This is a genomic window from Microbacterium sp. NPDC089186 (genome assembly GCF_040685115.1).
Taxonomy (GTDB): domain Bacteria; phylum Actinomycetota; class Actinomycetes; order Actinomycetales; family Microbacteriaceae; genus Microbacterium; species Microbacterium galbum.
This window is the reverse complement of sequence record NZ_JBFBHJ010000002.1, coordinates 103,591-128,384: the sequence shown is the minus strand read 5'-3', so window position 1 is coordinate 128,384 and position 24,794 is coordinate 103,591. Positions and strand designations below refer to the sequence as shown.

The window sequence follows — 24,794 nt, the reverse complement described above, 5'->3', positions numbered from 1 at the left end:
GCGACGCGGCGCGGGGTGGCCCGGAGGCAATTTCCGGGGCCCGGGGCCACGTGGCGGAGTGATTGGCCGGCGCGGGGCGGGATGGAGCGGGTCGCGGGGTGGGCCCGGGGCCATTTCCGGCGCCCCGGGGCCACCTCGAGCGCCCCGACCGGAGGGGGAAGGGCCGGGCGGCGCGGCGGGGGGTCCGCGCCGCCCGGCGGGCTCACGCCAGGGGGGACGGCGTGAGGGCGGTGAGGCAGACGACGGCGGCCGCGGCCGACCACGCCTGCGGGCGGCACGCCGCGGGGTACGGCGTGGGCACGGAGGAGTCGGTGCGCGGGTCGCCGCTGTGCAGCTCGGGCACGCGGTATGCGAAGCCCTCGGCGGCATCCAGGAGTCCGTCGACGACGGCCCGGGCCTCGGTGGTCAGGCCCGCACGCAGCATGCCGTGGGCGGCGATCGCGGTGTCGTGCACCCAGACGCTGCCGCCGTGGTACGACAGGGGCCAGTACCCGGCGGCGCCGGTCGACATCGTGCGGATGCCGTACCCGCTCGACATGCTCTCGCCCAGCAGGAGTGACGCGATGTGCCGTTCCTCGTCGGGGGAGAGGATGCCGGTGCCGATCAGATGCCCGATGTTGCTGGTGAGGGTGTCGACCGGCCGCTTGGCGTTGTCGAGGGCGACGGCGGGGTACCGGCCCTCCGGCGTCTGCACCCAGTACGTGTCGGCGAAGCGCGCCTTGAGGTCGAGCGCCCACGTGCGCCAGAACGCGATGTCGTCGGCATCCCTGTCCGCTCCGAAGGCCTCGAGCAGATCGGCGCCGGCGAGGGCGGCCTCGTAGGCGTACGCCTGCACCTCGCACAGGGCGATCGGACCCTCGGCGAGGCTTCCGTCGCGCCACTGGATCGAGTCGCCGGAGTCCTTCCAGCCCTGGTTCGACAGGCCGGTGCCGAGGCGGTCGATGTAGTCGAGGAAGCCGTCGCCGTCGCTGTCGCCGCTGTCGCGGATCCAGCCGAGCGCCGCGCGCAGCGCCGGCAGGAGTTGCCGCACCTCGGCCTCGGGCATGCCCGCGCGCCACGCATCGGCGAGCAGGCAGATCCACAGGGGGGTGGAATCGACGCTGCCGTAGTACTTCGGCGGCAGCACGATGCCCTCGCCCGGGATCTCCAGCGACGATGCCCGCAGCTCGTGCAGGATCTTGCCCGGCTCCTGCGCCGTCTGGGCGTCGTCGTCGGTCCCCTGCAGACGCGCGAGCACGCGGAGGGTGGATGCCGCCATCTCGCGGTCGAGGGGGAGGGCCAGGCGGGCGGCCCAGATCGAGTCGCGTCCGAAGAGCGTGAAGAACCAGGGCGCACCGGCCGCGAAGAACTCGTCGTCGGGGTGGTCGGGGAGCACGAGGCGCAGTGCGTCGAGATCGTCGAGCGCCGTCCGCAGCCATCGGGCGAGGCGCGGGTCGGCGGCGGCGGATGACACGGCAGCGGCGTCCCAGCGGGCCGGGACGGCGGGCGAGTCGACGACGAGCGTGTCGTCGCGAAGGCTCAGCGTGAAGCCCACCTGGACCTCGCCGAAGGCGGGCACGTCGACGTCCCACGCGGCCTCGACGCCCGCGTCGCCGAGGGAGATCCCGGCCCCGGGGGCGTGGAGGGAGAGTCCCTGGGCCCCGGCGTCGACGCGCACGCCCTCTCGCTCGGGCACCGTCTCGGCGGCCCGGGGGTGGGCGTGGCCCGACTTCACCTCGTGCAACTGGGCGAACTCCGGCGTCAGGCGCAGACGCAGGGTGGTGCGGAGGGGCCGGTCGACGCGCGAGCGGATGATCCACGACTCGCTGACGAGACCGTCGTCGACCCGGCGGTCGCGCACCAGCCGCACCTTCGGGTCGGGGGTGGTGTCGTCGACTCCGCGGAGGAGCCCGCCGAAGACCACGCGCGAGGCGCCGTCGGGGGCGGTCGAGATCCACTCGATCGGCGAGTCGTCGCACGAGGCCGTGAGCGCGCTGACGTGACGCACGTCGCCGTGGTAGACCCCGTGAACGGCGGCCGTGCCGATGGCGCCCGTCGCGTCCGACCACACCTGGGTGGGGGCGCGCAGCACGATGAGGGCGTCGTTGAGGAGCGGTTGCAGGGGCATGGTTTCGGTGGTCGTCCCGTTCGGCGAGGTGGTGGGGGCGGTGGTCATTCTTTGACGGCTCCTTCGCTGGCGTTCATGATGCGGCGCTGGAAGATGAAGAACACCACGGCGACCGGGATCGTCATCAGGGCCGCGGCCGCGAGTTTGAGGGGGAATTGGCTGCCCTGGCTGAGCTGCCCGCTGGCGAGGGATGCCACGCCCTTGGTCAGCGTGGTCAGCTCGGGCGACTGGGTGGAGATGACGAAGTGGCTGAGCTCGTTCCACGACCCCTGGAACGACAGGATCACGATCGTGATGAGCGCGGGGCGCGCCATCGGCAGCACGACCGACCAAAAGATGCGGAAGGTCCCCGCTCCGTCGATGCGGGCCTGCTCCTCGACGGACGGCGGGATCGACTCGAAGAAGTTCTTCATGATGAACACGCCCGCGGCATCCACGAGGAGGGGCAGGATCATGCCCGCGTACGAGTCGTACATGCCCAGCTGATTGATCACGAGGAACTTGGGGATCAGCAGCACCACCGCCGGAACGGCCATGACGGCGACGAGGCCGGCGAACACGATGCCGCGACCGCGGAACTGCAGGCGCGCGAGGGCGTAGCCGGCGAGGGAGTTGAAGAACACCCGGCCCGCGGTGACGAACACCGTCACGACGACGGAGTTGCCGAACCACACGGGGAAGTCGGAGTTCAGGAACAGGCGCTCGTACGCGGCCCACGTGAAGGGCTGCGGGACGAGCGAGATCGGGTCGGCCGCGGCGGCGGCATCCGACTTGAAGGAGGTCGCCACCTGCACCAGGAACGGATAGATGTACACGAGGGCGAGCACGAGCAGCAGCACGTACAGGCCGATCTGCCAGCGCAGGGTCTTCGCCGACATGCGGTGCTTCGCGGGGCGCGTGGGGCCGTCGACGCGCTGCTCGGCGAGCACCGTCGTCTGCGGGGATGCCGTGGCGGTCATCGCTTCGCTCCCTTCGCGCCCTCGCGGGGCAGTTCGTACTGACGGAGGCGCCGGCGCGAGACCGGGCGGTCGCGCAGCACGAAGCGCTGGAGGATCGTGAGGGCCACGATGATGACGAACAGCACGAAGGCGATCGCCGCACCCTGTCCCCACTGCTGCGAGAGGAACGCGGACGAGTAGCTGAGGTAGGCCGGGGTCAGGGTCGTCTTGCCGGGACCGCCCTGGGTGCCGGTGTAGATCTGGTCGAACACCTGCCAGGTGCCGATGAGGCCGAGGGTCAGCACGGTGAACAGCACGGGCTTGAGCTGCGGCAGGGTCACGCGCCAGAAGCGCTGCCAGCCGTTCGCGCCGTCCATCATCGCGGCTTCCTGCACGTCGGCGCCGATGTTCTGCAGCCCCGCGATGAACAGGAGCATGAAGGTGCCCGAGGTCGTGAACACGGCCATGAGGATGAACGCCGACATCGCCACCGACGGACCGGCGAGCCAGTCCCACCACGACACGCCGAGCATCGTGTTGCCGGTGAGGAAGGCGGGGCCGCTTGTGACGCCCAGCGCGCCGAGAAGGTTGTGCACGACGCCCGAGGGATCGCTGAACCAGTTCGGCCCGTTGATGCCGAGCCACGAGAGCACCTCGTTGACCGCCCCGGATGCCGAGAAGAGGAACAGCCACAGCACGGTGATCGCGACCGAGCTGGTCACCGAGGGGAAGTAGAACGCGGTGCGGAAGAGGCCGCGACCGCGCAGCACGGCGCGGTTGACGAGCACCGCGAGGAAGAGCGAGAGGGCGGTCTGCAGCGGGACGACCAGCAGCACGTACCAGGCGTTGTTGCGCAGGGCCGTGCCGAAGTCGCGCTCGGCGAGCCCGCCGCCGGTGGTCACGGCGGCGTAGTTGTCGAGGCCGACGAAGCCGACGTTCGAGGAGAACGGACTGCCGCGCCCGGTCCAGTCGGAGAAGCTCACCCACAGCGCCATGAGCACGGGGACGAGGAGGAACACGCCGAGGATGATCAGCACCGGGGCGGTGAACAGCCAGCCGGCGGCGGCCTCGCCGCGCCGGATCCCCGCGGAGGGGGATCCGGCCCGACGAGGCGCTGCGGTGAGAGCGCTCATGATTACTTGACGATGGCCTCGAGGTTGGACTGCGCCGTCGACAGCAGCGCCTGCGGGTCACCGGTCTTCAGCGACTCCAGCTGGGCGTTGAAGTCGGTGATGACGTCGGCCGCCCCGGCCATGTTCGGCGGGAACTGCGCGTAGTCGGCACCGGCGAGGAATGCGGTCTTGTCGGGGTTGGCGGTCGACCATGCATCGGCGGCCGACTGGATCGAGGGCATCGGGCCGAACGCCTTCGAGAAGGCCAGCTGCTGGTCGGTGCCGGTCAGGTACTCCACGAGAGAACGGGCCTGCTCCTGGTTCGCGCTGTCGGCGGCCATGCCCCAGCAGTTGGTGAACTGCAGCGTTCCCTTGCCGCCGGGGCCCGCGGGGAGCTCGGCGACCTGGTACTTCACGGTGGGGTAGTCGGCGGACATCGCGCCCGAGATCCAGTTGCCCTCGATGACCATCGCGGCCTTCTGGGTGCCGAACGCCTCGCCGCCCCAGCCCGCGCCCACGTCGGAGGCGAAGGCGAAGGTGCCGTCGTTGAGGTGCGTCTTGACGTACGTCAACGCCTCGACGTTGGCGGCACTGTCGGCGGTGGCCGTGCCGTCGGTGACCAGTCCGCCGCCGGCCTGGGCCATGAAGGCGCCCACGCGCTGGTACTCGGCGCCGAAGGCCAGACCCACGCGCCCGTCGGTGGTGAGCTTCTGGGCGACGGATGCCAACTGGTCCCACGTCGTGGGGATGTCGGCATCCGTGAGTCCCGCCGCCGCCCACAGGTCGGTGTTGATGATCAGCGCGAGCGTGGAGAAGTCCTTGGGAGCGCAGAAGAACTGACCGTCGACGGTGAAGTTGTCGACGAGCGAGGGGTAGAAGTCGCTCTTGTTCGACAGGTCGTCGCCGTACGCCTGGATCGAGCCGTTCGCGGCGTAGCCGGCGAGGGCCTCGGGGGCGAGGTAGAACAGGTCCGGCGGCGAGCCGGCCGCGAAGCCCTGGGAGAGCTGCTGGGGGAGGTCGTTGGCGGTCTGGACCTCGGCCTCGACGCCGGACTGCTCGCTCCATGCGGCGACGGCGTCGGTGACGGCCGTGGTCTCGGCGTCGCCTGAGGAGCCGATGAGCAGCGTGAGTTTGCCGCCGCCCGAGGCCTGACCTTCGCCGGGGGTGTCGGTGAAGCCCGACCCGCACGCGGTGAGCGTGAGGGCTCCGGTGGCGAGCAGGGCGCCGGCGGTGAGCCAGAGGCGGACAGGGTGCCGTGTCATGTGTCTCTCTCCTTCGATGAGGCATGCGACCCCTCCGAGTGCGCGGAGGGCCGTCTTTTTGAACGTTCAAATGACGGTTCGACTACGGTAAGGAACGGCGGGGCGCGATGTCAAGCCGTCGACACGCGGCCTAGGCTGACGGGCGTCCGCCACGTCCACGGGGGCCGGCAGGGCATCCGATCCGGCCGCCCGACGTGATCGACGGCTGACACCCTGGGGGGAGGAAGACATGACCAAGGCGCCCACCATCGATGACGTCGCGCGCATCGCGGGCGTCTCGCGGCAGACCGTGTCGAACGTCGTGAACACTCCCGACATCGTCCGCGAGGCCACTCGCCTGCGCGTCGAGGCCGCCATCGCCGAGCTCGGCTACCGCCCCCACGCCGCCGCGCGGCGCCTGCGGACGCGGCGCAGCTCGACCATCGGCATCCATCTCGATCCCTACGCCGGCGGCATCGCCGGGGTCGTGCTCGACCGATTCGTCCACGCCCTCACCGAGAGCGCCGGCGAGCGCGACATGCGCGTGCTGCTGTACGCCGCGCGGACCGCGGAGGAGGAGATCGACCGGCTCGCCGATCTGCTGGAGGGGGGAGAGGTGGATGCCGTCGTCATCACCGGCACCTTCCACGGCGACCCCCGCACCGGGTGGCTGAACGCCCGGGGTCTGCCGTTCGTGTCGTTCGGTCGGCCGTGGGGCGAGGACGACGTCGAGGCGCCCGCCCACCTGTGGGTCGATGTCGACGGCGCGGCGGGGACGCGGGCGGCGACCGTCCACGCGCTCGAGCGCGCGACCGGACGCGTCGCGTTCCTCGGGTGGCCCGAGGGGTCGGGGACGGGCGACGAACGAGAGCGCGGATGGAGCGAGAGCGTCGGAGCAGCGCGCGGACCGCGCTGGGTCGTCGAAGACAGCGTCGCCCTCGCCCGTGACGCGGTCGAGGCGGGCCTGCGCGTCGATGCCGACGTCACCGCCATCGTGTGCGCGAGCGACTCTCTCGCCATCGGTGCGCACCTCGCGACCGCCCTCACCGGCCGCCCCGACATCCGCGTCATCGGGTTCGACAACACCCCCGCGGCCGAGGCTCTGGGGCTCTCGAGCGTCGAACAGCTGCCCGAGCGGGTGGCATCCGGAGCCCTCGACCTGCTGATGGGCGAGAACGGCACGGTGGTGGCGCCCCGCCCCGCGACGGCGGGAGCCGCGCACGTGCTCGTGGAGCCGCGGCTCATCGTGCGCTGACGCGCGGGGCGGTTTCCGTGTCGCGGCCGCAGTCCGCTGTCGAGTGTCCGGAACCCCCGGACGTCTCCGAGACCCGTCCGGGTGTTGTGGACGATCGACGCGCCGTGCGGGGCGTGGGGCTGCCGGGGGCGTCGGCGCGCGTGACGGAGAAACCGCGCGGATCGCCTGAAGCCCGCTCGAGTGTTCGAGAAACGCCGTACCGGCGCGGGTGCCTGCGGCGTGTCGTGGACACTCGACGGAGTGTGCGGCCGCGTCAGGCGGGGCGGCCGATGCGGCGGGCGAGCTCGGCGGCGGAGACGATCGCGGCCTCCGCCAGCGCGTCGGCGTCGCGAAGCGGCCCCTCGGCCGGCCACGTGATCGCGACCGCGGCGGCCGGCCAGCCGGCGTGGTCGAGCACCGGGGCGGCGACGGAGCGGAATCCGGGGGTGACCTCGCCGTTCTCACTCGCGTGACCCGCCGCGCGCACCTCGCGCAGGAGCTCGCGCAGGGAGCGCGGGGTCGCGGGGCCCACGCCGTGCCGCTGCGTGAGGGCGGTGGCATCCGGGAACAGGGCCCGCACCTGCTCGCGGGGGAGGGCGGCGAGCATCGCCCGGCCCGTGGCCGTGAGGTGGGCGGGAAGCCGCACGCCCACGTCGGTCACGAGCGCCGGGCGCCGCGGAGCGCGCTCCTCGACGATGTAGAGCACGTCGCGACCGGCGAGCACGGCGAGGTGCGCGCTCTCGCCGACGCGGTCCGACAGGGCGGCGAGCAGGGGACGCCCGAGGCGCGCGAGCGGCTGCTGGCGGGCGTAGCCGCCGCCCAGCTCGAACGCGGCGGTGCCCAGCCCCCAGCGACGCTCTCCGGGCAGGTGCACGACGTAGCCGTGCTGCTCGAGGGTCGCCAGCAGGTGGTAGACGCTGGAACGGGGGAGGCCGAGAGTCGTCGCGATCGTCTGGGCGGCCATCGGGCCGGGCTGCCGCGCGAGCAGCGAGAGGATCCGCAGCGTCTGGTCGGCGGCGGGCACCTGCGGGCGGGCATTGTCTGGCATGACAGACACAGGATGCCAGAACCCCGCCGTTCCGCGACAGGGGACGCGATGGAATCGGCGTATGCACACGAGCCTCGCCGTCGGATCCGTCACCGTCGGATCGACCATCCTCCGCCCCCACGACGTCGTCGACGTCGCCCGCCACGGCGCCGGGGTGGTCGTGGACGAAGATGCTCTTCGGCGCGTCGCCGACACGCGCGCCCTCATCGAAGCACTCGCCGACGACCCGCAGCCGCACTACGGCATCTCGACCGGGTTCGGAGCGCTTGCGACCACCTTCATCGCCGACGACCGCCGCGCGCAGCTGCAGGCGAGCCTCATCCGCTCGCACGCGGCCGGCACCGGAGCGGAGGTCGAGCGCGAGGTCGTCCGCGCCCTCATGCTGCTGCGCCTGCAGACCCTCGCGACCGGACGCACGGGCGTGCGCCCCGTCGTCGTCGAGACCTACGCGGCGCTGCTGAACGCGGGCATCACCCCCGTCGTGCGCGAGTACGGCTCGCTGGGCTGCTCGGGCGACCTCGCTCCGCTCTCGCACGTCGCCCTCGCCGTGATGGGCGAAGGGGAGGTCCGGGACGCCGCGGGGCGGATCCGCCCCGCCGCCGATGCCCTCGCCGCCGCCGGGATCGAGCCGCTCGTGCTGCGCGAGAAGGAAGGGCTGGCGCTCATCAACGGCACAGACGGCATGCTCGGCATGCTCCTGCTCGCCGTGCACGACCTCGAGACGCTGCTGACCACGGCCGACGTCGCCGCGGCGATCTCGATCGAGTCCCAGCTGGGGACGGATGCCGTCTTCGCGGCCGACCTCATGGCGTTGCGGCCGCAGCGGGGTCAAGCCGCCTCCGCGGCGAACCTCCGTGCGCTGCTGGCCGGCTCACCGCTGGTCGCGAGCCACCGCGGCCCCGAGTGCACGCGCGTGCAGGACGCCTACTCGCTGCGCTGCGCGCCCCAGGTGCACGGCGCCGCCCGCGACACCCTGACCCACGCCGCGCAGATCGCCGAGTGCGAGCTGGCATCCGCCGTCGACAATCCCGTCGTGACCGTCGACGGACGCGTCGAGTCGAACGGCAACTTCCACGGCGCTCCGGTGGCGTACGTGCTCGACTTCCTCGCGATCGCGGTGGCCGACGTGGCATCCATGTCGGAGCGACGCACAGACCGGGCCCTCGACGTGGCGCGCAGCAATGGTCTGCCGCCGTTCCTGGCCGACGAGGTCGGCGTCGACTCGGGCCTGATGATCGCGCAGTACGCGGCGGCGGGCATCGTGTCGGAGCTCAAGCGGCTCGCGGCGCCCGCGTCGGTCGACTCGATCCCCTCGAGCGCGATGCAGGAGGACCACGTCTCGATGGGATGGGCCGGGGCCCGAAAGCTCCGTCGCGCCGTCGACGGCCTCGCGCGCGTGCTCGCCATCGAGGTGCTCACGGGATGCCGCGCCCTCGACCTGCGCGCGCCGCTGCAGCCCGCGGCGGCCACGGGAGCCGTGCGCGACCTCGTGCGCGCGCGCGTGCAGGGACCGGGACCCGACCGCTTCGTCGCGCCCGAGATCGAGGCCGTCACCGAGCTCGTCGCGTCCGGAGCAGTCGCCCGGACCGCCCTCGCCCTGATCGAAGGAGATCACGCATGACCGACACCCCCACGACCGACGCTCTCGCGACCCCGTCCGATGCGGACGCCGGCCGCGCGGCATCCGGGATCCGGGCCGCCCGCGGCGCGACCCGCACCGCGAAGAGCTGGGGAGCCGAGGCCGCCAAGCGCATGCTCATGAACAACCTCGACCCCGAGGTGGCCGAGCGCCCCGACGACCTCGTCGTGTACGGCGGGACGGGACGCGCCGCGCGCTCGTGGGCCGCGTACGACGCGATCGTGCGCACGCTCGACGAGCTCGAGCCCGACGAGACGCTGCTCGTGCAGTCGGGCAAGCCCGTGGGCGTCTTCCGCACGCACGAGTGGGCGCCGCGCGTGCTCATCGCCAACTCGAACCTCGTCGGCGACTGGGCCACGTGGCCGGAGTTCCGCCGGCTCGAGGAGCTCGGACTGACGATGTACGGCCAGATGACGGCCGGGTCGTGGATCTACATCGGCACGCAGGGCATCCTGCAGGGCACGTACGAGACCTTCGCGGCCGTCGCCCGCTCGCTCGGCCGGGAGTCGCTCGCGGGCACCCTCACGCTCACTGCCGGGTGCGGGGGGATGGGCGGCGCGCAGCCCCTCGCGGTCACCATGAACGGCGGTGCCGTGCTCATCGTCGACGTCGATCGCGCGCGCCTCGACCGCCGCGTCGCCCACGGCTATCTGGACGAGGTCGCCGTCAATCTCGACACGGCGATCGCGCGCGTGAGCGCCGCCCGCGAGGCGGGCGAGGCCCGGTCGGTCGGCGTCGCGGGCAACGCGGCGGAGGTCTTCCCGGAGCTGCTGGCCCGTGGCATCCGGATCGACATCGTCACCGACCAGACGAGCGCGCACGACCCCCTGTCGTACCTCCCCACCGGCGTCTCGGTCGACCAGTGGCAGGCCGAAGCGGCCCGCGACCCCGAGGACTTCACCCGCCGGGCGCGCGAGAGTATGGCCGCGCACGTGCAGGCGATGGTCGGCTTCCAGGATGCCGGAGCCGCGGTGTTCGATTACGGGAACTCGATCCGTCGCGAGGCGGAGCTCGGCGGCTACGACCGCGCTTTCGCCTTCCCGGGCTTCGTGCCCGCCTACATCCGCCCGCTGTTCGCCGAGGGCAAGGGGCCGTTCCGCTGGGTGGCGCTGTCGGGAGACCCCGAGGACATCGCCAAGACCGACCGCGCTGTCGCGGAACTGTTCCCGCACGACACCGCCCTGCACCGCTGGCTCGAGAAGGCCGGAGAGCAGGTGCACTTCGAGGGGCTGCCCGCGCGCATCTGCTGGCTCGGCTACCAGGAGCGGCATCTGGCGGGGCTGAAGTTCAACGAGATGGTCGCGTCGGGCGAGCTGTCGGGGCCGATCGTGATCGGCCGTGATCACCTCGACGCGGGCTCGGTCGCCTCGCCCTATCGCGAGACCGAGGCGATGGCCGACGGATCCGACGCGATCGCCGACTGGCCGCTGCTGAACGCGCTGCTCAACACCGCCAGCGGAGCGTCGTGGGTGTCGATCCACCACGGCGGAGGCGTCGGTATCGGCCGCAGCATCCACGCCGGACAGGTGTGCGTCGCCGACGGCACGCCGCTGGCCGCGGAGAAGCTCGCGCGCGTGCTCGTCAACGACCCCGGCACCGGCGTCATGCGCCACGTGGATGCCGGGTACGACCGCGCTCGCGAGGTCGCCGCCGAACGCGGCCTGACGGTGCCGATGTGGTGAACGCGTCCGCGCGGGGCACGGTCGAGCCGGTCGATGGTGCATCGGCGGCGGCGGAGTCGACCGGGGCCGTCGACGCCGGAGGGTCGTTCTGGCTCACCGGCATCGGCGAGCTGACGACCAACGTCGCCGTCGGCGGTGATCCCTGCGGCACGATCTGCGATGCGGGGGTGCTCGTCCGCGACGGGCGCGTCGCGTGGGTCGGGCCGGGTGGGGCCGACGGCTCGCCGCTCCCGGGCCCCGATGGTCTCCCCGTCATCGATGCCGGGGGCCGCGCGGTGATACCGGGCTTCGTCGACAGTCACACGCACCTCGTCTTCGCGGGGGATCGCGCGGAGGAGTTCGCGGCCCGCATGGCGGGCGAGACGTATGCCGCGGGGGGCATCCGCACCACCGTCGCCGCGACTCGTGCCGCGTCCGACGACGATCTGCGCGTGCGCCTGCGGAGCCTCGTCGACGAGTGCCGTGCGCAAGGGACGACCACGATCGAGGTCAAGACCGGCTACGGCCTCGACGTCGAGACCGAGACGCGCCTCGCCCGCCTCGCCGCCGAGGTGACCGAGGAGGTCACCTTCCTCGGCGCGCACGTGGTGCCCGCGGAGTTCGCCGGCCGGGCCGACGCCTACGTCGATCTCGTCGCCGGTCCGATGCTCGCTGCGGTCGCACTCGCCGCGCGATGGATCGACGTGTTCTGCGAGGACGGCGCGTTCACGGCAGGCCAGGCGCGGCGGGTGCTCGAGGCGGGTCGGGCGGCGGGTCTCGGCATCCGGGTGCATGGCAACCAGCTCGGTCACGGCGACGGAGTGAGGCTCGCCGTCGAGTGCGGTGCGGCCGCCGTGGACCACTGCACCTACCTGAGCGACGCCGACGTGGAGGCGCTCGCCGCCTCGGACACGGTGGCGACCTTGCTGCCCGGGGTGGAGTTCTCGACGCGGCAGCCGTATCCCGACGCCCGGCGGTTGCTCGACGCCGGCGTCACCGTGGCGCTCGCGAGCGATTGCAACCCCGGGTCGAGCTTCACCAGCTCGATGCCCCTGATGGTCGCCCTCGCGGTGCGGGAGATGGGGATGACGCCGGCCGAAGCGGTCTGGGCGGCGACAGCCGGGGGAGCGCGGGCGCTTCGTCGCACCGACGTCGGTGCGATCGCGCCCGGGATGCGGGCCGACCTCGTGCTGCTCGACGCGCCGAGCCGCGTGCATCTCGCCTATCGGCCGGGTGTGCCGCTCGTGCGCCGTGTCTGGAAGGACGGCGTGGAGCCGCGGCCTATGGCGTGAAGAGTTCGAACTCGTCGGGGGCGACGGCATCCACGTCGTCCCAGGTTCCGTCGTGCCACGTGAAGACGGCGACCGCGCACGTGACCATGCGCACGTCGCGATCGGCGAGACGGGAGACGAGGGCGCTCATGCCGGGGTCGTGCGCGACGACCATGACCTCGTCGCCACCCGCGTCGCGCGCCGCCGCCAGCAGTCCATCCGGCTCGGCGAGGTAGAGCTCGGCCTGCTCGGTCACCTCGGCGTCGAAGGTGCGCGCGAATACCGCAGCCGTCTCGCGCGCCCGCAGGGCCGTGCTCGACAGCAGGATCTCGGGACGCACTCCCGCCCGCAGCACTGCGCGCGCGACCGTCGGGGCGTCGCGCCGGCCGCGATCGTTGAGGGGCCGGTCGTGATCGTCGAGGCCTTCATCGGCCCAGTCGGATTTCGCGTGACGCGCGAGCACGAGTTGGATCATCGTCTTTCCGCCATTCCTGCCAGGAGCTCCAGAACGCACAGGGCGGCGAGTCGCACCGTGCGGGCGTCGTCGGTGTCTGCCGTGGCATCCACCTCGACGATGTCGGCGCTGGTCACGCCGGGGTCTCGGGCGAGCCCGCGTACGAGAGCGCGCAACTCCCACGCGGCCAGCCCGCCGGGCACGCTCGCGGGGCATCCGGGCGCCACGGCGCGGTCGCACACGTCGACGTCGATGTCGAGGTGGATGCCGCCGGCGGCGGCCGCGGCGTCCGCGTCCTCGGCCGTGGGGCGCGCCTCTGCCGCGCCGGCCACGCGCAGGGCGTGCGACACGACCTCGTCGATGCCGCGGCGGCGCACCTCGTCGAGGGTGATGACGGTGATACCGGCGTCGGCGGCGCGGCGCGCGTACGCGGCCGAGTTGGCGAAGTCGGCGATCCCGATCTGCACGATGCGGTGAGGGTCGAGACCGTCGGCGATGAGACGGCGGACGGGCGAGCCGTTGGATTCGCCGTCGCGCAGGTCGAAGTGCGCGTCGAGGGTGATGAGACCCTGTGAGCCGCGGCCCTGCGCCACCGCGTACGTCGCGGAGTTGTCTCCGCCGAGGGCGATGACGAGTCGCGACGACGCCAGCGCGGCGACGGCTGCGCGCACCCGAGCTTCGCCGTCGCGGCCGTCGGGCTCGTCGACGTCGCCCGCGTCGGCGATGCGCAGGTGCGCGGTCAGGTCGATCGCGGGCGGGCCGATCAGCGTCGGCGAGAAGCGGCGCAGGGCGGCGCGGACCGCCGCCGGGGTCTCGCCGGCGCCGGTGGGCGACAGAGAGGTGCGCCAGGCAGGCACGCCGAGGAGGACGGCATCCGTCCCCTCCGCCGGTGAGGGCCAGTCACCGGCCCGGGGCCACAGGGGATCGACCGACAGCGCGCTCATGCGGCCACGTAGACCCAGGCGCGCAGGCCGCTCGCCAGCGAGACCGACGCGCGACGGTAGAGCGAGACCTCGTACTCGTCGGCCGCGTCGAGTTCATCGGGCGTGAGGCGGAGGACGCGTCCGAACACGCGGTCGCGCGGATCGTCGGTGCGGCGAAGGATCGGATGCGTGTCGAGCCCCGACAGCTGGGCGACCCGTTCGTCACCCACGTCGGTCCACTCGAGACGGTAGCCCGGCAGCGCGTCGTCTTCTCCCTCGAGCAGGCGGCCGAACGTGTCGAGCTGCACGTCGGGCAGCTGCAGCGTCCCGTAGGTGAAGAGGCACTCCGCCGGCCCCGAACCGTCGCTCACGAGGCTCAGGCTACCCAGCGCGGCGTGTCGGCGGGCGGTGCGACGCGACACGAATGTGCGCGCCCGGCCGCGGATCATCACGAGCCCCAGATGAAGTGGGCCACGGTGAAGATGACGACCCCGGCCAGGGCCCCCACGATCGTGCCGTTCAGGCGGATGTACTGCAGGTCGCGGCCCACCATGAGCTCGATCTTCTCGGTGGTCTCCTCGGCATCCCACCGCTCGACGGTGTCGGTGATGATCGAGGCGATGTCGTGCCGGTACCGACCCACGACGAAGACCGCCGCATCGGTGACCCAGCCGTCGACCCGCCGTTGCAGGGTCTCGTCGTGCTGCAGTCGCTCGCCCACCTCGGCCAACGCGGCGGAGGCCCGTCGGCGCAGGGCGCTCTCGGGGTCGGCGAGGGAGCGCAGCAGTCCGGCCTTGGCGGTGTTCCACGCGTCGGCGGCGAGCTGGCGCACCCGGGGGCTGTCGAACACGGCGGCCTTGGCCTCCTCGAGGCGCACCATGGTGGCGGGGTCGTGCTGCAGATTGTCGGCGAGGCGCGCGAGGTAGCCGTCGATGGCGCCGCGCGCCTGGTGGCGGGGGTCGGCGCGCACGGCGTCGACGAACTGCACGGCCTCGCGGTAGACGGTGTCGTCGACGAGGCGCGCGGCCATGCTCGGGACCCACGAGGGCAGACGCCGCGACACGAGCCCCTGGAACGTGTCGCGGTTGTTGGCGAGCCACACGGCGATGTTGTCGAGGGCCAGGTCGACGGCGCCGTGGTGCGCGCCGGAGCCGACCACGCGCTGCAACCACCCACCGATCGAGGGGCCCCAGTCGGGCGAGAGCAGGTGCTCGCGCGCGAGGTCTTCGATCAGGCCCTGCACGTCGTCGTCGTCGAGGGCCGTGAGCACGCTGGTGGCGAGCGTGGCCCCCTCCGCGGCGACGCGGTCGGCGTGGGCAGGATCGGCCAGCCATGCTCCGGCCCGCGCCGACAGCGGGGTCGACTCGAGCTTCGTGCGCACGACGTCGCCCTCGAGGAAGTTCGTCTCGACGAACTCGCCGAGCTGCCGCCCGATCTCGTCCTTCCGGCGCGGGATGATCGCGGTGTGGGGGATGGGCAGTCCCAGCGGATGCCGGAAGAGAGCGGTGACGGCGAACCAGTCGGCGAGGGCGCCGACCATGCCGCCCTCCGCCGCCGCGCGCACGTACTGCAACCACTCGACCTCGCGCTGCAGCGAGAAGGAGACGGCGAAGACGAGGGCCATCGCGAGCAGCGCCCCGAGGGCCACTCCCTTCATCACGCGCAGCGCGCGCCGACGCTCCTGGTCGGCCGGGCTGAGGGCGGCCGTGGGTGTGCGGGCCATCAGGCGGTCACCGGTCCGAGCCACGCGGTCGCCGCGGTCGAGTGCGCGGACTCCGGGTCGGAGGGGTGGAACATCCCGGCGAGCACGTCGCGGTAGAGCCGGCTGAGCTCGTTGCGGGACGAGTAAGCGGAGCCGCCGCCGACGAGGATCGCGTCGTCGACGACGGACTTCGCCATCGTCACGGCCCGATGCTTGACGCCCGCGAGCAGCGAGAACCATCGCCCGCTGTGGTCGGCGAGGGCGTCGACGTCGTGGGCGAGGGCGGCGAGCTGCGGGGGGAGCGCCTCGTACGCGAGGGCCATGTCGGCCACGCGCCAGCGGATATCGGGGTCGTTGGCGTAGGTGGTGCCCGTCTTCTTCGAGCGGCGCGAGGTCGCCGCCTCGACCGCGAGTTCCAGGGCGCGGCGGGCGATGCCCGTGTAGACCGAGGCGAGAAAGATCTCGAACACGGAGAAGATCCCGAACACCAGCGGATCGGGCTGCGGGCCCGGGTCGAGTCGGCGCACCACCCGGCGCGCGGGCGCGTGCGCGCCGCGCAGCTCGGTGGTGCGGCTCTGGGTGCCGCGCATGCCGAGGGTGTCCCAGTCGTCGCGGCTGACGACGGAGTCATCGCGATCGAGGAAGGCGAACACCATCTTCGGGCCGTCGGGCGACGTGCTGTCGAGCCCGTGGACGCCGAGGTGGTCCCACGCGGGGGAGAGGGAGGTGAAGATCTTCGTGCCGGTGAACCGGTAACCGCCCTCGCCGTCGGGCTCGGCTGTCGTGTCGCTGCCGAACAGCACGAGATCGTTGCCGGCCTCGCTGATGCCGAACGCGAAGACCTCGCCCGCCGCGGCGCCCTCCTCGACGAAGGACAGATCATCGATCCCGCGGTCGCGCAGCACCTTGGCCACCCCGGTCCACACGAGATGCATGTTCACCGCGAGCGCCGTGGCGGGCGCCGCCCCGGCGAGTCGCTGCTGCAGCACCGACGCCTCGGCGAGGGCGAGGCCTCCGCCGCCCCGCTCCTCGGAGACCAGGATGCCGAGATACCCCGCCGCGCGCAGCTCGTCGAGGTCGTCGTGGGGGAATGTGTTCTCGCGGTCGTGGACGACCGCCCGCTCGCGCATCCGCGCCAGCAGATCGTCGGGCAGATACCGAGCCGGATCGAACGAGGTCATGGCATCCATTCTGCTCGTGACCGCCGACATCGCGGCCGGGGGTGACAGGGGGGTCGAGGCGCCGTAGGCCTCGAGGCTCCGTGCGCGCGCGCCCGTTCGGCCGCCGTGCGCCGATCGCCCCCCCAGAATGGATGCCATGATCTCGACCGAGATGGCCCTGGCCCTGCGCGAGGCGGGTCTGGTGTGGCATCCGCGATCCGGCGACCGTTTCCAACTCGACGAGCCCGAGTTCGAGGCCGACGTGTTCACCGTGAGCGAGATGACGGTCGAGCCGCGCGAGTACCCCACGGGGCGCATCCTGGCCTTCAACGGCACGACCGAGTGGGCGCTGGACTCCGTGGCGACCGAGGAGGCGCTGTGGCTGCCGTCGGAGCTGCAGCTGCGCGAGCTGCTGCGTTCGACGTTCCGCTCGCTGCGGCGGCTGTCCGACACCTACGAGGTCGAGATTTCGATCGGCGGCTCCACCCTCGTGTTCGACCACCCCGCTCCCGAGGACGCCTACGCGCTCGCCGTGCTGGAGCTGCTGCGCCGCACGCACTGATCGTCCCACTGCCGTTCGCACGCGGTGGCCCCGCCGGGGCCGCGGGTAGCGGGTTCGGGGCGTGATCCTGCGGTCCGGGCGCGGGAATCGCGCCCCGACGTGCGGAATGCACCCCGAACCGCGCCCGGGCCCGTGCTCGGGCGGCTCCCGTGGGTTCCGGCGGGGCCGTGGATGCCGGGCGGTCGGCGACCGGTCAGGTGATGGTCTCGACCGGCTCGGTGTCGGGGATCGGGCTGGCGTCGCGGTGGCGCAGGTCGGGGAAGCCGCGCACGCAGACCGCGGCGACGACGAAACCGGCGACCGCGAAAGCCGCCGCCGCGACGTAGGCCCCGGTGGGGCCGATGCCGTCGATGAGGAGCCCGGCGACGGCGGAGCCGGCGGCGGCGCCGATGAGCTGCCCGGTGCTGATCCAGCCGTAGGCCTCGGCGGTCTCGCTGAAGCGGACGCTCGCGGAGGTCATCGCGAACATCACCGCGAGGGCGGGGGCGATGCCGGCGCCGGCGACCAGCAGGGTCGCTCCCAGCCACCATGCGTTGAGCGAGACGATCGTGAGCGACAGGCCCAGGGCGACGATCGCGAGGCGGCGCGCCATGGCCCAGGGGCCGATCGGGATGTGGCCGAACGAGAGTCCGCCCGCGAGGCTGCCGACGGCGAAGACGGCGAGGATGAGCCCGGCCTCGAGGCCGCCGTGGTCGAAGGTCGCGACCACGCCCGCCTCGACCGCGGCGCACGCGCCGATGAGGAGGAACCCGGTCGCGGTGGCGAGGATCACGGGCGGCTTGGCCAGGACGCGCCCCAGACCCCGACGGCTGCGCGGGATGCGGACGCGGCCGACCTCGGGGCTGAGGATGAACCAGGCGCCGCCGCCGAGCAGGATGACGACGACGAGCAACAGCCCGGGGACGGTGCCGACCTGGGTCGCGACGAGGGTGATGAGCACCGGTGCGAGCACCCAGATGATCTCCTGCAGCGAGGCGTCGAGCGAGTACAGCGGGGTGAGCTGCTTCGAATTGACCATCTTGGGGTAGATGGTGCGCACGGCCGACTGGATCGGCGGTGTCGAAAGGCCCGCGACGAGGCCGAGCGTCATGTACAGGGGCAGCGGCATCTCGATGAGCGCGAGAGTGGCGATGGCGGCGGCGCACACGAGCAGCGTGACGGTGAGGACGCGGCGCATGCCCCAGCGCCCCATCCACCGGCTCGTGACCGGGCCCGCGACGGCCTGTCCGATACTCGTGGCGGCCAGCACCAGGCCCGCGGCGCCGTACGACCCCGTGACGTGCTCGATGTGCAGCAGGACGGCGAGGCTCGTCATGCCGTTGGGGAAGCGCGCGGTCAGCTGCGCGGCGATGATGCGCCCCACACCAGGGGTTCGAAGCAGTTCGCGGTAGCCGGCCACCGCACAACGCTACAGCGCGGTTCGGACATCCGTGTCGACGGCGGGTGGCGTGCGCAGGGGGAGCACCGGCCCTGCGCCCCGGACGCACGCGGTCGTGTCGAGATCACGCCGTCCTCGGGGATCGGATGCCGTGCTCTCGCGCGGACAGTGGGATCTCGATCGGCGGCCGGTGGGGCCGGTCCGGCGACACGCCGCGACACGCCGGTGGGCGAATTCCACGGCCTGTGCGATGTCGGAACCCCCGTCTAGCGTCCGATCTGTGGACAGACGGCGTCGGACTCGGCGACAACCGCGGAATCGCGCCTGTTAACAGCACTCGGGAAGGAGGGCCATCTGTGGATGAAATCGTGGACAACCTGTGTTGTACATGGGGAGAGACGGTGGAAAATCACACGGATGTAACTACTACCCCTTGTGGTGCCTTCCGATGTCCGTCCCCATATGTAGTATTGAGGTCCCGGCGAGCCCTGCCCGCCCGGACGACGATTTTCCAGGGGAGAGAGAGAACGACATGGCGATCACGGTCTACACCAAGCCGTCCTGCGTCCAGTGCACCGCGACCTACCGCGCGCTCGACTCGAAGGGCATCGAGTACAACGTGCTCGACCTGTCCGAAGACCCGTCGGCGCTCGAGCAGGTCAAGTCGCTCGGGTACCTGCAGGCACCCGTCGTCATCACCGATGAGGACCACTGGTCGGGCTTCCGCCCCGACAAGATCGACGAGCTCGCGTCGCGCCTCGCCTGATCCGGCGACAGGCTCTCAGACCCCCGTCATGAGCGCTGTCGTGTCGGCGACCGAGGCCCCGTTGCTCGTCTACTTCTCGAGCGTGTCCGGCAACACCGCACGTTTCATCGAGAAGCTCGGCAAGCGGGCCGTGCGCATTCCGCTGCGGCCGACCGACCCGCCCCTCCACATCGACGAACCCTTCGTGCTGGTCACCCCCACCTATGGCGGGGGAGCCGGCCGGGGCGTCGAGAAGGGCGCGGTCCCCAAGCAAGTCATCCGGTTCCTCAACGAGGAGCGGAACCGACGAAACATCCGCGGGGTCATCTCCGCGGGAAACACGAACTTCGGCGACGCCTTCTGCCTCGCCGGAGACATCATCGCGCGCAAATGCGCGGTGCCGCACCTATACCGGCTGGAAGTTTTCGGCACCCCCGACGATGTCGAGCGGGTCACCGAGGGATTGGAACGATGGTGGAAGTTGAGCTGACCGACGTGGACTTCAAGACCGAAGCGCGATTCGAGGGACTGGATTACCACGCCCTCAACGCGATGCTGAATCTGTACGACGCCGACGGCAAGATCCAGTTCGACGCCGACAAGCGCGCGGCGCGGGAGTACTTCCTGCAGCACGTCAACCAGAACACGGTGTTCTTCCACTCCCTCAAGGAACGTCTCGACTACCTCGTCGAGAAGGAGTACTACGAGCCGACCGTGCTCGCGAAGTACTCGATGGAGTTCATCCAGGAGCTGAACGACCGCGCCTACGGTGCCAAGTTCCGCTTCGAGACCTTCCTCGGCGCGTTCAAGTACTACACGAGCTACACGCTCAAGACCTTCGACGGAAAGCGCTACCTCGAGCGCTTCGAGGACCGCGTCGTCATGACCGCCCTCGCCCTCGCCGACGGCGACCAGCGTCTCGCGGTCCAGCTCGTCGACGAGATCATCTCGGGCCGCTTCCAGCCCGCGACCCCCACGTTCCTCAACGCGGGCAAGGCCCAGCGCGGCGAGCTCGTGTCGTGCTTCCTGCTCCGTATCGAAGACAACATGGAGTCGATCGCCCGCGGCATCAACTCCGCCCTGCAGCTGTCGAAGCGCGGCGGCGGCGTGGCCCTGCTGCTGTCGAACATCCGCGAAGCGGGTGCGCCGATCAAGCAGATCGAGAACCAGTCGTCGGGCATCATCCCCGTCATGAAGCTCCTCGAAGACAGCTTCAGCTACGCCAACCAGCTCGGTGCGCGTCAGGGCGCCGGCGCGGTGTACCTCAACGCCCACCACCCCGACATCCTCCGGTTCCTCGACACCAAGCGCGAGAACGCCGACGAGAAGATCCGCATCAAGACGCTGTCGCTGGGTGTCGTCATCCCCGACGTCACGTTCGAGCTCGCGAAGAACGGCGAGGACATGTACCTCTTCTCGCCGTACGACGTCGAGAAGGTCTACGGCAAGCCGTTCGGCGACATCTCGGTCACCGAGAAGTACCGCGAGATGGTCGACGACCCGCGCATCAAGAAGACGAAGATCAACGCGCGCGAGTTCTTCCAGACCCTCGCCGAGATCCAGTTCGAGTCGGGCTACCCGTACATCATGTTCGAGGACACGGTGAACAAGGCGAACCCCATCGCAGGCCGCATCAACATGTCGAACTTGTGCTCCGAGATCCTGCAGGTCAACACGCCGACCACGTACAACGAGGACCTCTCGTACGACACCATCGGCAAGGACATCAGCTGCAACCTCGGCTCGATGAACATCGCCCTCGCGATGGACGGCGGCGACCTCGGCCTCACGGTCGAGACCGCGATCCGTGCCCTCACCGCGGTCAGCGTGCAGAGCCACATCGCCTCGGTGCGCTCGATCGAAGACGGCAACGACCGCTCGCACGCCATCGGCCTCGGCCAGATGAACCTGCACGGATACCTCGCTCGCGAGCACGTCTACTACGGCTCCGAAGAGGGCATCGACTTCACGAACATCTACTTCTACACGGTGCTGTTCCACGCGCTGCGCGCCTCGAACCGCCTCGCGATCGAGCGCGGCACGGCCTTCGACGGCTTCGAGAACTCCACCTACGCGTCGGGGGAGTTCTTCGACAAGTACACCGACCAGGCGTGGGAGCCGCAGACGGCCAAGGCGAAAGAACTCTTCGCCGGGGTGCAGATCCCCACGCAGGACGACTGGCGCGAGCTGAAGGCCTCCATCCAGCAGCACGGCATCTACAACCAGAACCTGCAGGCCGTGCCGCCGACCGGATCGATCTCGTACATCAACAACTCGACGAGCTCGATCCACCCGATCGCCTCGAAGATCGAGATCCGCAAGGAAGGCAAGCTCGGTCGCGTCTACTACCCGGCCCCGTTCATGACGAACGAGAACCTGGAGTACTACCAGGACGCGTACGAGATCGGCTACGAGAAGGTCATCGACACGTACGCCGCAGCCACCCAGCACGTCGACCAGGGCCTGTCGCTGACGCTGTTCTTCAAGGACACCGTCACGACGCGCGACATCAACAAGGCCCAGATCTACGCCTGGCGCAAGGGCATCAAGACCATCTACTACATTCGCCTCCGTCAGCTGGCGCTCGAGGGCACCGACATGACCGAGTGCGTCTCGTGCATGCTCTGATCCGCTGACCACCGACCGATCAAGGACACAGGAACGACATGGCTGAGAAGCTGCAGTTGCTGAACCACGTGCAGGCCATCAACTGGAACCGCATCCAGGACGACAAAGACCTCGAGGTCTGGAACCGTCTGGTGAACAACTTCTGGCTCCCCGAGAAGGTGCCGCTGTCGAACGACATCCAGTCGTGGAACACGCTCACCCCCGAGGAGCAGACGCTCACGATGCGCGTCTTCACGGGGCTCACGCTCCTCGACACGATCCAGGGCACGGTGGGCGCGGTCTCGCTGATCCCCGACGCGATCACCCCGCACGAGGAGGCCGTCTACACGAACATCGCGTTCATGGAGTCGGTGCACGCGAAGAGCTACTCGTCGATCTTCTCGACGCTGTGCTCGACGAAGGAGATCGACGAGGCGTTCCGCTGGTCGACCGAGAACGAGTTCCTTCAGAAGAAGGCGCGCATCGTCATGGACTACTACCGTGGCGACGATCCCCTCAAGCGCAAGGTCGCCTCGACCCTTCTCGAGTCGTTCCTGTTCTACTCGGGCTTCTACCTGCCCATGCACTGGTCGAGCCGCGCCAAGCTCACCAACACGGCAGACCTGGTCCGCCTCATCATCCGCGACGAGGCCGTGCACGGGTACTACATCGGCTACAAGTTCCAGCGCGGACTCGAGACCGTCGACGAGGCCCGTCGTCAGGACATCAAGGACTACACGTTCTCGCTGATGTACGAGCTCTACGACAACGAGGTGGGCTACACCCAGAGCCTCTACGACTCAGTCGGACTGAGCGAGGACGTCAAGAAGTTCCTGCACTACAACGCCAACAAGGCGCTGATGAACCTCGGCTACGAGGCGATGTTCCCCGCGTCGGTGACGAACGTGAACCCGGCGATCCTGTCGGCGCTCTCGCCGAACGCCGACGAGAACCACGACTTCTTCTCGGGGTCGGGCTCGTCGTACGTCATCGGCAAGGCCGAGGCGACGGAAGACGACGACTGGGACTTCTGAGTTCCGACGACGAAGGCCCCGCACGGACGACCGTGCGGGGCCTTCGTCGTTCGCCGCTTCCCACCTACGATTAGTAGCTAAATGCCTAATACCTATAGGCTTACGGCATGCAACGTTCCCCGCTCACCCCGCGATCCGTCATCCGCACCGCGGCCGACCTCGCCGACGCGCGTGGCCTCACCGAGGTGACCCTCTCCGCCGTCGCCCGTGAACTCGACGTGCGCACCCCGAGCCTCTACGGCCACGTGCGCGATCTCGCGGCCCTCCGCGACGGCATCACGACCCTCGCGCTCGGCGAGGTGGGCGACCGTGCGAGCGAGGCGGTGGCCGGTCGCGCCGGGCGAGACGCCCTCCGCGCGCTGTGCGACGCGCACCGCGAGTACGCGCGCGCCCACCCCGGCCGCTGGGAGAGCCTGCAGCGCCGGGCCGGCGACGCGGTCGCGCGCACCGAGGAGGCCGCGCGATCGAGCCGTGCGCCGGCAGCGGTGCTGCGCGGCTACGGCATCCCCGAGGACGATCGCGTGCACGCGACGCGGCTCATCGGGTCGTTCCTGAACGGCTTCCTGCACCTCGAGCACATCGGGAGCTTCGCGCACAGCGCGCCGCCGGCGGACGACTCCTGGCGCCTGCTCATCGACCGTCTCGACGGTCTCCTGGCTCACTGGAACGCGAAGGACGAGAAGTGATCACGACCCCCCTGACCCCGGAGCTGATTCGCGGCGGCGCGGAGCTCGAGCCGGTCGAGCGCGGCCTGCGCCTGCATCGCCTGCCGCTGCCGTACCGCTCCCGGGAGGCCGACGGGCAGCTCGCGATGGTGGAGCGTCAGCCGTCCGGCATCCATCTGCGCTTCCGGACGACGGCGACCACCCTCACCCTGCGCCTGCACGCCACGCGGGTGTCGTACCGCGGGCTCGATCGTGCCCGCGGGCAGGTGGACGTGCTGGTCGACGACGTGCTCGTGCGGCGTCGACCTCTCGAAGAGGGCGACGCGCTCGAGCTCGACCTGGCGACGGGAGCGGCGACTCCTCGGCCCGGGGCGGCCGACACCGTCGCGGTGGGCGACCTCGCTCCGACCGAGAAGACCGTCGAGATCTGGCTGCCCCACAACGAGCAGATCGACCTCGTCTCGCTCGAGTCCGACGCGCCGCTCGCCCCGATCGCCGACGCCCGACCGGTCTGGGTGCACCACGGCAGCTCCATCAGCCACGGCTCGAACGCCGCCGCTCCCACCGAGATCTGGCCCGTCGTCGCGGCGCGCGCCGCGGGGGTGCAGCTGCAGAACCTCGGCTTCGGGGGCAGCGCGATGGTCGACCCCTTCCTCGCCCGGGTGATCCGCGACCGGGATGCCGACCTCATCAGCGTCAAGCTCGGCATCAACGTCGTGAACGCCGATGCGATGCGGGCGCGCGCCTTCGTCCCGGCGGTGCACGGGTTCCTCGACACGATCCGCGAGGGGCATCCCGACACCCCGCTGCTGGTGGTGTCGCCGATCTTCAGCGGCATCCACGAGAAGACCCCCGGCCCCGGCGCCTTCGATCCGGAGAGCCTGCGCTCCGGGTCGGCGCGATTCGTCGCCACCGGGTCGCCCGCCGAGGTCGCGCGCGGAGCGCTCACTCTGGAGGTGATCCGGGATCTGCTCGCGTCGGTGGTGGCTGCGCGGGCCGACGACCCCGCGCTGCACTACCTCGACGGTCTGTCGCTGTACGGCGCCGACGAGGCGGTCACCCACCCGCTCCCGGACGGGCTGCACCCCGACACGGCGACGCACCGCCTGATCGGGGAGCGGTTCGCGGCGGCGGCGTTCGGCGCCGGGGCTCCGCTCAGCCGCTAGCGGGCCGCCGGGGCCCGGCGCGCCGGTCCGCTCGCGCGGCGGCGCCGGTGCTCCCTCGCGGAGCCGGCGGCGCCGGTGCGGACGGTTTTTCGCGGAGCCGACCCCGCCGGCATCGACAGCCTCTCGCGGAACCGGCCCCGCCCGCGA

Annotated in this window: 22 protein-coding genes; 11 read left to right on the top strand and 11 right to left on the bottom strand. The window is 71.1% G+C overall.

Annotation, left to right across the window (positions count from 1 at the left end; genetic code table 11):
• Positions 1–202: 202 nt before the first annotated feature.
• The 4 genes from AB0N82_RS06815 to AB0N82_RS06800 are packed head-to-tail and all read right to left on the bottom strand — an operon-like array spanning position 203 to position 5,419.
• Complete coding sequence (locus AB0N82_RS06815; RefSeq protein WP_363389698.1) at positions 203–2,155, bottom strand: glycogen debranching N-terminal domain-containing protein; 1,953 nt, start codon at positions 2,153–2,155, stop codon at positions 203–205.
• Positions 2,152–3,066 (bottom strand): carbohydrate ABC transporter permease, encoded by a 915-nt coding sequence (locus AB0N82_RS06810; RefSeq protein WP_363389696.1) that lies wholly within the window; start codon positions 3,064–3,066, stop codon positions 2,152–2,154. The genes AB0N82_RS06815 and AB0N82_RS06810 overlap by 4 nt, the downstream gene beginning before the upstream one ends.
• Positions 3,063–4,178 carry a sugar ABC transporter permease gene (locus AB0N82_RS06805; protein WP_363389693.1) on the bottom strand — a complete coding sequence of 372 codons (1,116 nt, stop codon included), beginning with the start codon at positions 4,176–4,178 and terminating at the stop codon, positions 3,063–3,065. The genes AB0N82_RS06810 and AB0N82_RS06805 overlap by 4 nt, the downstream gene beginning before the upstream one ends.
• Before the next feature lie 2 nt (positions 4,179–4,180).
• Positions 4,181–5,419: an extracellular solute-binding protein gene (locus AB0N82_RS06800; RefSeq protein ID WP_363389690.1), complete on the bottom strand. Its 1,239-nt coding sequence runs from the start codon at positions 5,417–5,419 to the stop codon at positions 4,181–4,183.
• A 229-nt stretch (positions 5,420–5,648) separates the two neighbouring features.
• Between AB0N82_RS06800 and AB0N82_RS06795 the strand changes: the two genes are divergently transcribed.
• Positions 5,649–6,653, top strand: a complete 1,005-nt coding sequence (locus AB0N82_RS06795) for a LacI family DNA-binding transcriptional regulator (protein WP_363389687.1) — start codon at positions 5,649–5,651, stop codon at positions 6,651–6,653.
• Between the two features lie 253 nt (positions 6,654–6,906).
• On the opposite strand, the gene AB0N82_RS06790 is transcribed toward AB0N82_RS06795, so the two are convergent.
• Positions 6,907–7,680 (bottom strand): IclR family transcriptional regulator, encoded by a 774-nt coding sequence (locus AB0N82_RS06790; protein WP_363389684.1) that lies wholly within the window; start codon positions 7,678–7,680, stop codon positions 6,907–6,909.
• Positions 7,681–7,741: 61 nt separating this feature from the next.
• Between AB0N82_RS06790 and hutH the strand changes: the two genes are divergently transcribed.
• From hutH to hutI, 3 genes are all read left to right on the top strand, one after another.
• A complete protein-coding gene (hutH, locus tag AB0N82_RS06785) occupies positions 7,742–9,301 on the top strand; it encodes a histidine ammonia-lyase (protein ID WP_363389681.1) in 1,560 nt (519 codons plus the stop codon).
• The gene (locus tag AB0N82_RS06780; protein ID WP_363389678.1) at positions 9,298–11,001 is read left to right on the top strand and encodes a urocanate hydratase; all 1,704 of its coding nucleotides are present in this window, start codon (positions 9,298–9,300) and stop codon (positions 10,999–11,001) included. The genes hutH and AB0N82_RS06780 overlap by 4 nt, the downstream gene beginning before the upstream one ends.
• Before the next feature lie 101 nt (positions 11,002–11,102).
• Positions 11,103–12,272 (top strand): imidazolonepropionase, encoded by a 1,170-nt coding sequence (gene hutI, locus AB0N82_RS06775; RefSeq protein WP_363391167.1) that lies wholly within the window; start codon positions 11,103–11,105, stop codon positions 12,270–12,272.
• Here the strand turns inward: hutI and AB0N82_RS06770 are convergent.
• From AB0N82_RS06770 to AB0N82_RS06750, 5 genes are all read right to left on the bottom strand, one after another.
• Complete coding sequence (locus tag AB0N82_RS06770; RefSeq protein WP_315994705.1) at positions 12,262–12,726, bottom strand: histidine phosphatase family protein; 465 nt, start codon at positions 12,724–12,726, stop codon at positions 12,262–12,264. The two genes, hutI and AB0N82_RS06770, sit on opposite strands and share 11 nt — an antisense overlap.
• Positions 12,723–13,649 (bottom strand): arginase family protein, encoded by a 927-nt coding sequence (locus AB0N82_RS06765; protein ID WP_363389674.1) that lies wholly within the window; start codon positions 13,647–13,649, stop codon positions 12,723–12,725. Before AB0N82_RS06765 ends, AB0N82_RS06770 begins: the two co-directional genes overlap by 4 nt.
• A complete protein-coding gene (locus tag AB0N82_RS06760) occupies positions 13,646–13,999 on the bottom strand; it encodes a gamma-glutamylcyclotransferase family protein (RefSeq protein WP_315994703.1) in 354 nt (117 codons plus the stop codon). The genes AB0N82_RS06765 and AB0N82_RS06760 overlap by 4 nt, the downstream gene beginning before the upstream one ends.
• A 77-nt stretch (positions 14,000–14,076) precedes the next feature.
• Complete coding sequence (locus tag AB0N82_RS06755; RefSeq protein WP_315994702.1) at positions 14,077–15,351, bottom strand: DUF445 domain-containing protein; 1,275 nt, start codon at positions 15,349–15,351, stop codon at positions 14,077–14,079.
• A complete protein-coding gene (locus tag AB0N82_RS06750; RefSeq protein ID WP_363389669.1) occupies positions 15,351–16,511 on the bottom strand; it encodes an acyl-CoA dehydrogenase family protein in 1,161 nt (386 codons plus the stop codon). Before AB0N82_RS06750 ends, AB0N82_RS06755 begins: the two co-directional genes overlap by 1 nt.
• Positions 16,512–16,647: 136 nt before the next feature.
• On the opposite strand from AB0N82_RS06750, the gene AB0N82_RS06745 reads away from it, so the two are divergent.
• Positions 16,648–17,052, top strand: a complete 405-nt coding sequence (locus AB0N82_RS06745; RefSeq protein ID WP_315994700.1) for a pilus assembly protein CpaE — start codon at positions 16,648–16,650, stop codon at positions 17,050–17,052.
• A gap of 193 nt (positions 17,053–17,245) precedes the next feature.
• Here AB0N82_RS06745 and AB0N82_RS06740 read toward each other — a convergent pair whose 3' ends face one another.
• Positions 17,246–18,451, bottom strand: coding sequence for an MFS transporter (locus AB0N82_RS06740; protein WP_363389665.1), 1,206 nt, complete (start codon positions 18,449–18,451; stop codon positions 17,246–17,248).
• A gap of 511 nt (positions 18,452–18,962) precedes the next feature.
• On the opposite strand from AB0N82_RS06740, the gene nrdH reads away from it, so the two are divergent.
• The 6 genes from nrdH to AB0N82_RS06710 all read left to right on the top strand — a co-directional run bounded on the left by nrdH (position 18,963) and on the right by AB0N82_RS06710 (position 24,647).
• On the top strand, positions 18,963–19,196 hold the full coding sequence (gene nrdH / locus AB0N82_RS06735; RefSeq protein ID WP_055838040.1) for a glutaredoxin-like protein NrdH: 234 nt from the start codon (positions 18,963–18,965) through the stop codon (positions 19,194–19,196).
• A 28-nt stretch (positions 19,197–19,224) separates the two neighbouring features.
• Positions 19,225–19,665 carry a class Ib ribonucleoside-diphosphate reductase assembly flavoprotein NrdI gene (gene nrdI, locus AB0N82_RS06730; RefSeq protein WP_315994698.1) on the top strand — a complete coding sequence of 147 codons (441 nt, stop codon included), beginning with the start codon at positions 19,225–19,227 and terminating at the stop codon, positions 19,663–19,665.
• Positions 19,647–21,803, top strand: a complete 2,157-nt coding sequence (gene nrdE, locus AB0N82_RS06725; RefSeq protein ID WP_363389659.1) for a class 1b ribonucleoside-diphosphate reductase subunit alpha — start codon at positions 19,647–19,649, stop codon at positions 21,801–21,803. The genes nrdI and nrdE overlap by 19 nt, the downstream gene beginning before the upstream one ends.
• Before the next feature lie 38 nt (positions 21,804–21,841).
• On the top strand, positions 21,842–22,816 hold the full coding sequence (nrdF, locus tag AB0N82_RS06720) for a class 1b ribonucleoside-diphosphate reductase subunit beta (RefSeq protein WP_108320566.1): 975 nt from the start codon (positions 21,842–21,844) through the stop codon (positions 22,814–22,816).
• A gap of 107 nt (positions 22,817–22,923) precedes the next feature.
• The gene (locus tag AB0N82_RS06715) at positions 22,924–23,502 is read left to right on the top strand and encodes a TetR-like C-terminal domain-containing protein (protein WP_363389656.1); all 579 of its coding nucleotides are present in this window, start codon (positions 22,924–22,926) and stop codon (positions 23,500–23,502) included.
• Complete coding sequence (locus tag AB0N82_RS06710; RefSeq protein WP_363389653.1) at positions 23,499–24,647, top strand: GDSL-type esterase/lipase family protein; 1,149 nt, start codon at positions 23,499–23,501, stop codon at positions 24,645–24,647. Before AB0N82_RS06715 ends, AB0N82_RS06710 begins: the two co-directional genes overlap by 4 nt.
• The last annotated feature ends 147 nt before the right edge of the window (positions 24,648–24,794 follow it).